Source organism: Pedobacter flavus, assembly GCF_036324285.1.
Taxonomy (GTDB): Bacteria; Bacteroidota; Bacteroidia; order Sphingobacteriales; family Sphingobacteriaceae; genus Pedobacter; species Pedobacter flavus.
In genome coordinates this window covers 1,025,200-1,037,692 of record NZ_JAZDQU010000002.1, presented here as the reverse complement: position 1 = coordinate 1,037,692, position 12,493 = coordinate 1,025,200, and the positions used below count along the sequence as shown (strand labels likewise).

The window sequence follows — 12,493 nt, the reverse complement described above, 5'->3', positions numbered from 1 at the left end:
TCTCCATCGGACTTAATAAAGGAAGCCAAACAACCAAAGCGGTACCACATTTTTATAACCAATTTCTATATCATCCTTAGTTACATAGGCATATTCTACAGCTTGAATCTGCTTTTTCTTTTTGTTCTTACCTCCAATTTCAAAAGTGAATGCTTTATTTATTATGAAATCTGCTTGATCAGAAAGGTTAATCTCATGTAAGCCTTTAAACTGATTTTGAAAAAACGTTTCTCTTACGTTTCCAATGTTTATGTTTTCTGCGGCCAAAGTATACATCAAATTGCTGTTGTTGAGGTAAAGTTTTTCTGGTTTTGTGAGCACACCTATGCCAGAATTGTCTCTGTATAGTTCATTCACTAGGCCTGCTCTTTCTAAAATTTTAATGCACTGCACCAACATATTTCTTGATAGCCCTATCTTCTCGCTCAATTTACTGATGTTGGGTGTAAACGGGGCACTGCTTGCAATGGTTATAAGTAGTTTTTTAAGTTTTACAAGGGTGTCATACTGAAGATCTTCTACCGCGTTAATATCTATTTCAATAGTGAGGTTTATAATGTTTTGTAGCTTTTGTGAGTAAGAACTTTCATTTTCTTTGTAATAAGGATACGCACCAATTCTTAAATATTTGTTAAACAAAGGAAGGGGTTTAATTTTCTTTAAGATATTTGATGCCAATTCTGGATGATGTTGTAAGATTTCTGAAAACTCGAATTTTGGAAATTGTATGGAGGTTTCAAATTGTAGGAATTCTCGGAAAGAAAGCTCTTTAAGGTAGTAAGATACAGCTCTTCTGCTTAAGTCGGACTCAGATTTGTAAATCTCTAGTATGGAAGAAGAAGTAAAAATGACACTCAATTCGGGGAAGTTATCATATATTAATTTAATCTCCCTGGACCAGTTTGGGTATTTATGTACTTCATCTAATAGGAGGTGAGTGCCACCAAATTGACTAAACTGTTTTGCTAAATTATAAAGTTTATTGTCAAAAAAATAGATATGATCTAAGCTTACATATAAAGTTGAACTTGGATTTAAATGGAGTTTTGCTATCTGTAATAAAAGGGTTGTTTTTCCAGAGCCTCTGGCACCTTTAACTGCTATAAGCCGGTTATTGATATCTATTGTATTTAAAAGATATCGTTGTACATCTAGAGATGTATTTGCCAGTTTTAATTGAAATTCTAGGATTAAATTTTCCATTTTGTTAACTGTAATTAACAAATATACTAATTTTTGTTAACTATAAAAAGCAAAAAATGTATAATATTGCTTTTTGTAAATATCAAATATATGTTAATATTGCTTTTTATAGAAAGCAAAAATTGATTTTAGAGATTTTTAATTTCTAATTACGACTTGTTTTATGGAATCTATTATTTTATTGAATTTTTTATAATTGGTTTATTTTGGCATAAATATCCACATCTATCCATTTTCCATTTTTCCACTCACATGCTCTAAGTGTACCCTCATGGAGAAAGTCCATTTTTTCTAAAGCCTTTTTGCTATTGCTATTTTCTGATTCAACAAAACCTTCAATTCTATGCAATTTCATGTGCTCAAAACCATAGTGGCAGATTTTTGTTAATGCTTCCTGCATAATTCCATTATTCCAATATTCTGGCAATAACCAAAAGCCTATTTCGGCTTTTTTATGCTGTGGATGTATGTCGTTAAATCCAGCAGCTCCATAAAAAGTACCATCTAGTTTAGCGCAAATTGCCCACCATATTCCTGTGTTGGTGTTGTACAGGTTTTGGTACCAGGCCATTTGTTCTTGAGTTGCTTCAAGAGTAGAATAGCTAACCCCATAGTGTTTTATTACTAAGGGGTTAGAGAGTCCTTTAAAGATATTTTCTAAGTCGGTTGACTGAATTTGTCTCATCTCAAGTCGTTGAGTTTGTAAAGATGGAAAATCAGTCATAGCCATTTTATTTTAAGTATTGATTGAACCAAGCTAATAATTGTTGGTTGTTGTGCAATCTATTTTTTTGTTGGGTAAAACCGTGTCCCTCGTTCTGATAACGTATAAATTTGGTAGGTACACCCAATTTTTTTAAACCAATAAAGAATTCTTCTGCTTGTGTAACGGGCACATCCATATCATTCTCACCGTGTATTATAAGTGTTGGTGTTTTAACGTTTTTAATATGCGCCATTGGCGAGAAATGCCATAATAACGAATAATTGTCCCACGGCATTCCGTTAAATTCTGTTTCAATTAAATCTGGATAAATAGATGTTCCATAAAAGGAAATCAAGTTGCTCACCGATGCCGATGTGACTGCTGCTTTGTATCTATCGGTTTGTGTAACTACCCAATTGGTCATAAATCCTCCATAAGAACCTCCAGTTACACCCATTCTATTGGCGTCTAAAAATGGATATTTCTCCAAGGCATAATCTATTCCTGCCATAAGATCTAAATAATCACCACCACCCCAAGCTTGATAGGTCCCATCAGTAAATTTTTGTCCATATCCCGAAGATCCTCTTGGGTTTAATGAAATAACAGCATATCCATTGGCTACCAATATTTCGTTGATGTCTGTATAACTAAATCCGAATGCACCATGTGGACCGCCATGAATTCTATGAATTACAGGTATTTTTACGCCTTTTGCCACATTAGCTGGATAAGCGATAAATCCATGAACTTTAACACCATCGTGCGATTGAAACCAAAAGTCTTCATTTTTTGCAAGGGTTTTGTCTTTTAACCAATTGGTGCTAAGCTGAGTGATCTGAGTTACGGTTTTTCCTTCGTTGGAAGTGATGTAAATTTCGTTTGGTTGTGAAGGGGTCGATTTTGTAAAGGCGATTTTGTTGCCCCCAGTAGTTGGTCTGCCCACACTTGCGTTTTCATCTACAATGGGTGTTATAATTTCGCTGTTTAAGGTTCCTTTATATAAAACTCGTTTTCCATTTTTTGGGAATCCAAAGTAATAAGATTTACTATCGTTAGTCCATTTTGCACCATCTAATCTTTCATCTAGGTTTTGTGTTATACAAGTTATTTTTCCAGTAGCTACTTCGTAGGTGTAAAGTTTCATGTCCTCACCAGAGCTATCTTTTGTGTTTCTTAATCTTACAGTTGCAGGATAAAGGATGTATTTCCCGTCGGGACTCCAATTTGGATTATGCTCGGTGCCAGGTGTTTTTGTGATTTGTTCTATTTTCGAAGTAGCGATATCAACAATAAATATATCGTTATTGTAGTTTGCATCTGGGTCGGCTGTATGGTTAGAGATATAAGCTATTTTCTTAGAATCCGGACTCCAAGTAATAGAATGGCTATCGTATATATCTTGCGTAAGGGTTTTTATTTCTCCATTTTCTAGGTTTGCTACATATATTTTAGTCAATCTATTATCAGAAAACGATGTCCTAGATTTGTATAAAATGCGTTCAATTACTTTAGGTGCTGATGGATCTACAGTTGGTGCTGAGCTTAAATCGGCACTCACAAAAGCAATACTTTTTCCGTCTGGACTCCAGGCGTAATTTTTATTCGCAGAATGACCTAAAAAGTGATTACTATTATTTATTTGAGCAATAAATTTAGTTGATTTATCGTTAAGATTAAGTACGTGAATTCCAGATTTTCCATTTAAATTAGCTCTAAGAGCTATTTTTTGTCCATCGGGCGACCATTGAGGGTCGCTACCAGTATTGAGAATCGTTTCAGATTTCTGTGTGTTTAAGTCTAATAAAATTAGGCTCTGTGGATTAGATTTACCAGGTTCGTTGGTTATATAAATTAATTTATCGCCTTTAGGTGATAAAACTGGACTATTTACTGAAGGCATTGTGTAAATATTTTCTACAGTAATGTTGTTTTGCGCCTGACTAAAGCTAGTTCCTGAAATAAAAATTAGAACAGCAATAAATTTCTTTATCATATTTTTCTGGTTAAAAAAAGTAAGATAGAAATATTTTTTTAACGTTTTTAATTATAATTATAAAGTGACAATGAATAGGGTTTTAATATCATTTTGAAGTGTTTTTTGTTGTGTTAAATAATTGATGTTAAGTTTGTTTTGTTAAATTCGATTAAAATTAATCGATATGAATAAAGCAGTAGATAATTTCTTTTTAAACGCCAAAAGATGGAAGATTGAGTTTCAAATTCTTAGAGAATTGGTGACAGCTGAAGTTGAACTAGTGGAAGAGTTAAAATGGAATCATCCATGTTATACCCTAAATGGTAAAAATGTGATTATTATCCACGGCTTTAAGAAATATTGTGCTTTGTTATTTCATAAAGGCGCTTTAATGAAAGATCCCGAGAAAATTTTAATTAAACAAACTGAGCATGTGCAATCGGGCCGACAATTAAGATTTACTTCTTTAGATGAAATAGTGGATAAGCGAGAATGGATTAGTGCTTATATTAAAGAAGCTATTGAAATAGAAAAATCTGGAGCAAAAGTAAAGTTGAAAACAGTGGCAGATTATGAAATGCCTATTGAGTTTGAGCAGGCATTAAAGGAAGACGAAAAACTTGCATCAGCATTTAATAATTTAACTCCTGGCCGACAAAAAGCTTATATTATTTATTTTGGAGAGGCAAAACGATCAGAAACCAGGAAAAATAGAGTTGCCAAATATTGCGATTTTATAAAAGAAGGCAAGGGGATGGATGATTAATTTAGAAGTTGAATTGGTGGAATAAGTTAAAATTGATCATTTATTAGATTAATGTATGCGAAGTTAACATTATCTATTTTTGCAAATCTTTCTATTTTAAATAGTTATAAGCGTTGAATCTTTTTTTGCATTTATTTCTCTCTCTTTTTTGAATTTTCATTGCTAATTCTTATCTTTGCAATCCAAAATAATCCTAATAATGCGGATGTGGCGTAATTGGTAGCCGCACCAGACTTAGGATCTGGCGCTTCACGGCGTGGGGGTTCGAGTCCCTTCATCCGCACAATAAGTCCTCCGTCCATTGCGGGGGATTTTTTTTATAATTGATATTAAATAATTGAATTGTAGAAAATTCTTTTTAAAAAGTTTAAAATCTACACGTTAAGTTCTAAAAATGGATATAACACAAGAAAAAACAGGCGATTTAGGCGCAAAACTTAAGGTTAAAATTGCCCCAGCAGATTATTCTGAGAGAGTTGATAAAGCTTTAAAAGAGCAAGCAAAGAAAGCAAATCTTCCTGGTTTCAGAAAAGGTATGGTTCCAGTTGCCCACATTAAAAGAATGTATGGCAAAAGTATTTTAGTTGAAGAAATCAATACAATGCTTTCTGAAACATTAAACAATTATTTAACAGATAATAAAATTGATATTCTAGGTCAACCACTTCCAGTGATGGATGATTCAAAAGAATTTAAATGGGATAATACCGATGAATTTGAATTTGAATACGAATTAGGTTTAGCTCCAGAAATTGATATAACCATCACTTCTAAAGATAAATACACGCAATATGTTGTTAAAGCGGATGACAAAACTTTAGAAGAGCGTATTAAAAATATTCGTCGCAGTTACGGAAAGATGACCAATCCAGAAGTTGCAGTTGAAGGTGATGTTTTATATGGTGAGTTTGTACAATTAAGTCCAGATGGAACCGTTTTCGAAGGTGGTATTACAAATACAGCTTCTTTACGTTTAGATTTAGTAACTGATAAAAAGATTTTAAAATCTTTAGTTGGACTTAAAAAAGATGATGTTGTTGTTTTAGATTTACAAAAAACTTTAAACAATGATGCAGCTCAAATCGCTAAGATTTTAAAAATTGAAGATGCTGATGCAGCAGAATTAAAATCTAATTTCCAATTAACTGTTAAAAACGTTAATCGTTTAGAAGAAGCTGATTTAAATCAAGAGTTTTTCGATAAACTATTCGAAGCAGGTACAGTTACAGACGAAGCTGGTTTCAGAGAGAAAATCCGTACTGAAATTGAATCTATGTTTGAGCAAGATGCTGAACGTAAATTAAGCAACGATATTTATGCAGAATTATTAGAGAAAAACAATATCGCATTACCAGATGATTTCTTAAAACGTTGGTTAAAAGCAACAAACGAGAAATTAAGTGATGAGGAATTAGCTCAAGGATATGATGATTTTGCTAAGAATTTGAGATGGACTTTAATCGAGAATAAATTGATGAAGGACAATAACATCGAAATTAAATATGAAGATGTTTTTGAAACTGCAAAACAACGTTTAAATAGTCAGTTTGCTATGTATAGCCCAAGTCCTATGCCTGAAGAACAATTAGTTCAATACACTACTCAGTTCTTAAAAGAAAAAGACAACGCTAACAGAATTTTAGATGAAGTAAAAGCAATTAAAACTTTTGATTATATAAAATCTGTAGCAACTTTAAACAAAAAAGAAATCGATTACGATAAATTTGTTGAGTTGGTAAAATAATCCTGACCTTTTGTCAGAATGAATATTAAAAAGGAGTAGTTGTTTAACTACTCCTTTTTTTTAATAAAATATAACGATTAAGGTGTTAAAATGCTTGTTTGTAGGTGATTGGCTTATTTTCACCTTAAAATAAAGTAACTTTAAAATGTCATCTTAAATACTAAAGGTTGGCTTATATAGTAGAAATAAATATATTGGCACGTAAATTACAATAGTAGAGTAATACGTTAAGTATAGAATTAAAATTTTAAAATAGCCTAATTTGATATAAAATGAAGATAAATAAAGAAGAATTTAGAAAATACGCTGTTAAACATCATAGAATTAACGGTTTAAATGTAGATCGTTATATCGGAAGAACCAATAGTAATCCATCATCAATGACGCCGTACATTATTGAAGAAAGGCAATTAAATGTAGCTCAAATGGATGTTTTCTCTCGTTTAATGATGGATAGAATTCTTTTTCTAGGCGATGCAATTCATGATCAAAATGCCAACGTAATTCAAGCGCAATTGCTTTTTTTACAGTCGGTAGATGCTGATAGAGATATCCAAATGTATATAAATTCTCCAGGTGGATCTGTTTACGCAGGTTTAGGAATTTATGATACGATGCAATACATCACACCAGATGTGGCTACAATTTGTACAGGTATGGCTGCATCTATGGGGGCTGTTTTATTGGTTGCTGGAGCAAAAGAAAAACGTGCAGCATTAGAACATTCTAGGGTAATGATTCATCAGCCTTCTGGTGGCGCTCAAGGTGTGGCATCTGATATGGAAATCAATCTTCGTGAGATGCTTAAGCTTAAAAAAGAATTATACGATATTATTTCTAAACATTCTGGTCAGACTTACGAATGGGTAGAAAAAGCATCAGATAGAGATTATTGGATGAAAGCGGATGAGGCTAAGAGTTTTGGAATGATTGATGAAGTATTAGGAAATAAGGAGAAGAAATAACTCTTACAATTTATCCTTTAATGGATATTAAATAGTATAAAATGGCGAAACAAAATAAAGATTCAAGATGTTCTTTTTGTCACTCTAGTAAACAAGATAGTTTAATGTTAATAGAGGGATTAGACGCTTTTATTTGTGATAAATGTGTTGTTCAGGCAAACGATCTTCTAATTCAAAATTTAGACGTAAGAAAATCTAATTCTGTTGAAGGACCTTTAACGCTTTTAAAACCAAGAGAAATTAAAGCGCATATTGATCAATATGTTATTGGACAGAATGATGCTAAAAAGGTACTTTCTGTAGCCGTATATAATCATTATAAAAGATTAAACCAGAAGGTTGAAGACGACGAGATAGAGATTGAAAAATCTAATATCATGCTGGTTGGAGAAACTGGAACTGGTAAAACTTTATTGGCTAAAACAATTGCTAAAATTTTAAATGTACCTTTCTGTATTGTAGATGCTACTGTTTTAACAGAAGCTGGATATGTTGGAGAAGATGTAGAAAGTATTTTGTCGAGGTTATTACAGGCAGCAAATTACGATGTTTCAGCAGCAGAACGTGGTATTGTTTATATTGATGAGGTAGATAAGGTTGCCAGAAAGAGTGATAATCCTTCAATTACAAGAGATGTTTCTGGGGAAGGCGTTCAGCAAGCTTTGTTAAAAATATTGGAAGGTACAGTGGTAAATGTTCCGCCTCAAGGTGGTAGAAAGCACCCAGACCAAAAAATGATCGCAGTAAATACAAACAATATATTGTTTATATGTGGCGGAGCATTTGATGGTATAGAAAGAAAGATAGCTAATAGGTTACGCACACAAACTGTGGGTTATAAAGTTAAAAGGAATGAGGTTGAAATAGATGCAAAAAATCTATATAAATATATTACACCTCAAGATTTAAAAGCTTTTGGACTAATACCAGAATTAATTGGTAGAATTCCAGTTCTAACATATTTAGAACCTTTAGATAAATCGGCTTTAAGAAATATCTTAACAGAACCAAAGAATTCTTTAATTAAACAGTACCAAAAATTATTTGCAATTGAAGGTATTGATTTGGTTTTTGAAGATGAAGTATTAGATTTTATTGTAGATAAAGCAATGGAATATAAACTTGGAGCAAGAGGATTAAGATCTATTTGCGAATCTATTATGTTGGATGCCATGTTTGAAATGCCTTCTGAAAAGGAGAAAAATTTGAATATTACGCTGGAATATGCGACGGAAAAATTTGAAAAGGTAGATATCAATAAATTACAAGCTGCCTAATAAAATCCTCCGCATTGCGGGGGATTTTTTGTATAATAGTAATAATAAAAGAAAGGAAAATATATGAATGAAGAAAAAGACGTAAAAAAAGTACACAAAGCAAAAAATGGAAATAAAGTTAATGAAGTAGAGACTCCGGTAAAACCAGGCTTAAAGACCAAGACAGATATTGTTAACAACTGGTTGCCAAGATATACAGGTCGCCCATTAGAAGAGTTTGGGGATTATATTTTATTAACCAATTTCAGTAAATATGTTCAATTGTTCTCTGAATGGCATGATAATGCACCGATTATGGGTATTGATAAACCTATGCAGAGCGTTACAGTTGGTAGAATTACGATTATTAATTTTGGTATGGGTAGTCCACTTGCAGCTACAATGATGGATTTATTGACTGCTCTAATGCCAAAAGCAGTGTTATTCCTAGGGAAATGTGGTGGTTTGAAAAGAAAAAATCAATTAGGCGATTTAATCCTTCCAATTGCAGCAATTAGGGGTGAGGGTACATCTAATGATTATTTACCGGCCGAAGTTCCTGCATTGCCATCATTTGCTTTACAAAAGGCTATTTCTACAACTATTAGAGATTACGCAAGAGATTATTGGACCGGAACATGTTATACCACCAATAGAAGGGTATGGGAGCACGATAAAGAGTTTAAAAAGTATTTAAATAGTATTAGAGCCATGGCTGTGGATATGGAAACGGCAACTATTTTTACTACAGGTTTTGCTAATAAAATTCCTACCGGTGCTTTATTGTTAGTTTCTGATCAACCCATGATACCAGAAGGAGTTAAGACTTCTGAAAGCGATAGCAGTGTTACAGCTACTTATGTTGAAACGCATCTTAAGATTGGAATTGACTCGTTGAAGCAATTAATCAATAAAGGACAGACTGTAAAACATCTGCAATTTTAAAAATCACTAGGCTCTAAATAGAGGGAAAATTTTCCAGAATTGCGGGTAATTTCCATCCAGTTATCTACATCAAATTCTAAAATGATTAAAGCACTTGTAGATAACTGAAAATTTAAACCAGTAAGATATTCGGCAAGTTCAGAAAGACCGGGATTATGCCCGAATATCGCTACATGGTTAAATTTGTTCTCTATTTCATTAACCAGGTTTAAGAGTTTATTTAAGGTAGCTTCATAAATGGAAGGGTTTATGAATATTTTTTTTTCATCAATACCCCAAGTTTTCGCGAATATCTTTGCTGTATTAAAAGCTCTATTTGCATTACTAGAAATCAACAAATCTGGGATACAATTATGCTGAAGTATTTTGTTTGCTACTTCTTCACTTTGTGATTTCCCTAAATCAGTTAGTTTTCTATTAAAATCTCCCGCATCTAAATTATGAGATGCTTGTCCATGTCTTACAATTACTAATTTTTTAGCCATAAACAATTAACCTAAAAAGGGAGATTTGGTTTAAATTAATACCAATATTTTTTAATCCATGGTGCAGATCTAACATATCTATACCATTTTCCAAATCCTCCTTCAATGGCTTTATGTGGATTAATTTCGCCATGAAAAATTAGAATTTTTGCACCTGGAGGAATGGTTGGCTTTTTCCAAAATGCAAATGGAATTCTAGAAATAGCATCGTATTTATAACTCGGACACCATTCTTTAGGCCAATATTGAATGCCTTGTTTATCAAAAATGGCTTGAGTTAAATATTCTTGCTCGTTTCTATGTCGCTTACGAATGTTTTCAAAATCCTTTAAAAAGTCGTCGAATACATAACCATGAGCCCCAATTTTAAATCTATAAACGGATGAATTTCCAGTTATTCTCCATTGTTTTCTATAGTCTTTGATTATTATAAAATCACCTTCCAAATCAAAAAATGGATCTAATTTATCTACAACAACAATGTCTAAATCTAAAAATAAGGCAGTTCCTTCTAATCCGTAAAGATCCGATTTTAAAGTCGATAACTTTTTCCACATCCTTTCTGGCAACCCACCAGGTAAATTCATTTCAGGAATAGGGTAGCAAGTTATTTCTTCATTTATTCCTTCAGAATTATCGGTAAAACAAACCATTTTAAATGGATAAGATAGGTTTCTTTTAACCATTGAATATAACCGGTTCACGTAATCGGGACCATATAGGGTTCCCCATTTCATGCAAAAAATATATTTTTCAGCCATTGCTGCTTATTTACTTTTGAAAAATTCTGTTATTTCTGATAAATTCATGCAATTTAAGCAATTTTTAGAGGTTAAGCCTCCTTTTCTTGCTACGTGAATGCCATATTGCATATCCATAAATCCTTCGTTCCTATGTGCGTCTGGATTAATAGATAGTATTACCCCTTTTTCTAGTGCATATCTATGCCATCTCCAATCTAAATCTAATCGTAAAGGGTTTGCATTTATCTCAATCACAACACGGTTAGCTGCGCAGGCATCAATTACTTTTTTAAAATCTATTGGATAACCTGTTCTCGATAAAAGTAATCGGCCAGTAGGATGCCCCAATATAGTAGTATATGGATTTTCTATAGCTTTAATTAATCGTTCTGTAGCTTTCTCTTCATTCATTTTTAAATTGCTATGAACCGAAGCCACAACAAAGTCAAAAGATTTTAAAACATCATCCGAATAATCTAAAGAACCATCATATAATATATCGCTTTCAATGCCTTTAAATATTTTAAAAGGGGATAGGGTAGCGTTTATTAAATCAATTTCTAAATGTTGGTCAACAATTTGTTGTTCCGTTAATCCTCTTGCGTAAAAAGCAGATTTGGAATGGTCTGAGATTCCTAAATACTCTAATTTAAGGGAGTCTTTGCAATAGATGGCCATCTCATTTAGGGTATGTACACCATCGCTCCAAGTTGAGTGGTTGTGCAAGGCTCCTTTAATTTCTTTGAAGGTAATTAATTCTGGTAGTTTTCCCGATTTTGAAAGCTCTATTTCACCAAGGTTTTCTCTTAATTCTGGTTCAATAAAGGCTAAACCTGCAGATTCGTAAATTTCTTCTTCAGAATTAAAGGTTTCTTTATTTGTTAATTTTAAAACACTACTAACATGTTCTTCGGATCCAGTTAGTTCAAAATATTTTTTATAAAAATTGTCCTTATTTACAATGATGATATAAAATTTTAAGCCTTCAGGAGTAATACTTTGGTATCCTTTTTCTGTTGAATAGGTTAGTTCTGAATCAAATAATTTAGAAAGTTCGGACTCTATGACTAAATCATCTTCCGCTCCAATTATAAAATTTAATACATTAATAATTTCAAAAGCACGTCTGTACTCACCAGCAATGCCAAGCAATGCGCCTGCTTTAAATTGGTTTAGCCAAATAGAAATTTTTTCAAATAGTTGTAAGGCAATAGGTTGTGCCTGAGCGAATAAAAATTTCCCATTCGAAGCCATTTTAAATTCAATTAATTTTAAAATCTCCTGTTGGGTTTTTAATCCAAATCCTTTTGCTTCTATTAACCTATTTTCGTTGCATGCGTAATATAATTCGCCCAGGTTTTTAATGTTTAAATTCTTCCAAATGATTTCAATTTTTTTTGGGCCTAAGCCTTTTAAAGAAAGCATTTCTATTACACCTGGAGGGGTGTTTTCAATTAAATTTTTTAGTTCGGTTATAAAACCATTGGTTTTTAATTCCTCTATTTTTGAGGCTAAACTCTTCCCAATTCCTTTAATAGATTCTATTTCTGCTGTTGTTTTTTCTACTATTTTAAATGGTAATTTATCTATAGTAAAGGCAGCATTTGCTACAGCTCTAGTTCTAAAGGAGTTCTCGCCATGTAATTCTAATAGTTGAGCAAACAGTTTAATTTGCTTTGCTATTGCTTTATTTTCCATTATT

The 12,493-nt window shown here is 32.6% G+C and carries 11 protein-coding genes and 1 tRNA gene; 6 read left to right on the top strand and 6 right to left on the bottom strand.

The window, feature by feature from the left end; all coding sequences use genetic code 11:
* Positions 1-12: 12 nt before the first annotated feature.
* From VRU49_RS10785 to VRU49_RS10775, 3 genes are all read right to left on the bottom strand, one after another.
* Positions 13-1,203 (bottom strand): ATP-binding protein, encoded by a 1,191-nt coding sequence (locus VRU49_RS10785; protein ID WP_330146792.1) that lies wholly within the window; start codon positions 1,201-1,203, stop codon positions 13-15.
* 190 nt (positions 1,204-1,393) lie between these two features.
* Positions 1,394-1,927 (bottom strand): GNAT family N-acetyltransferase, encoded by a 534-nt coding sequence (locus VRU49_RS10780; protein WP_330146791.1) that lies wholly within the window; start codon positions 1,925-1,927, stop codon positions 1,394-1,396.
* A 7-nt stretch (positions 1,928-1,934) separates the two neighbouring features.
* The gene (locus VRU49_RS10775) at positions 1,935-3,905 is read right to left on the bottom strand and encodes a S9 family peptidase (RefSeq protein ID WP_330146790.1); all 1,971 of its coding nucleotides are present in this window, start codon (positions 3,903-3,905) and stop codon (positions 1,935-1,937) included.
* 166 nt (positions 3,906-4,071) lie between these two features.
* On the opposite strand from VRU49_RS10775, the gene VRU49_RS10770 reads away from it, so the two are divergent.
* The 6 genes from VRU49_RS10770 (at position 4,072) to VRU49_RS10745 (ending at position 9,563) form a co-directional block, all read left to right on the top strand.
* Positions 4,072-4,653, top strand: coding sequence for a YdeI/OmpD-associated family protein (locus VRU49_RS10770; RefSeq protein WP_330146789.1), 582 nt, complete (start codon positions 4,072-4,074; stop codon positions 4,651-4,653).
* A 201-nt stretch (positions 4,654-4,854) separates the two neighbouring features.
* Positions 4,855-4,936, top strand: a tRNA-Leu gene (locus VRU49_RS10765).
* 111 nt (positions 4,937-5,047) lie between these two features.
* Entirely contained in the window at positions 5,048-6,397 is a 1,350-nt protein-coding gene (gene tig, locus VRU49_RS10760) for a trigger factor (protein ID WP_330146788.1), read from the top strand.
* A gap of 272 nt (positions 6,398-6,669) precedes the next feature.
* Positions 6,670-7,362, top strand: a complete 693-nt coding sequence (gene clpP, locus VRU49_RS10755; RefSeq protein ID WP_330146787.1) for an ATP-dependent Clp endopeptidase proteolytic subunit ClpP — start codon at positions 6,670-6,672, stop codon at positions 7,360-7,362.
* A gap of 41 nt (positions 7,363-7,403) precedes the next feature.
* Entirely contained in the window at positions 7,404-8,639 is a 1,236-nt protein-coding gene (gene clpX, locus VRU49_RS10750; RefSeq protein ID WP_330146786.1) for an ATP-dependent Clp protease ATP-binding subunit ClpX, read from the top strand.
* 63 nt (positions 8,640-8,702) lie between these two features.
* Positions 8,703-9,563, top strand: coding sequence for an AMP nucleosidase (locus VRU49_RS10745; RefSeq protein WP_330146785.1), 861 nt, complete (start codon positions 8,703-8,705; stop codon positions 9,561-9,563).
* Here the strand turns inward: VRU49_RS10745 and VRU49_RS10740 are convergent.
* The 3 genes from VRU49_RS10740 to VRU49_RS10730 form a co-directional block, all read right to left on the bottom strand.
* The gene (locus VRU49_RS10740; protein ID WP_330146784.1) at positions 9,560-10,048 is read right to left on the bottom strand and encodes a SixA phosphatase family protein; all 489 of its coding nucleotides are present in this window, start codon (positions 10,046-10,048) and stop codon (positions 9,560-9,562) included. The genes VRU49_RS10745 and VRU49_RS10740 overlap by 4 nt on opposite strands.
* Before the next feature lie 35 nt (positions 10,049-10,083).
* Positions 10,084-10,734 carry a hypothetical protein gene (locus VRU49_RS10735; RefSeq protein ID WP_330146783.1) on the bottom strand — a complete coding sequence of 217 codons (651 nt, stop codon included), beginning with the start codon at positions 10,732-10,734 and terminating at the stop codon, positions 10,084-10,086.
* Between the two features lie 81 nt (positions 10,735-10,815).
* Complete coding sequence (locus VRU49_RS10730) at positions 10,816-12,489, bottom strand: helix-hairpin-helix domain-containing protein (RefSeq protein ID WP_330146782.1); 1,674 nt, start codon at positions 12,487-12,489, stop codon at positions 10,816-10,818.
* Positions 12,490-12,493 lie beyond the last annotated feature (4 nt).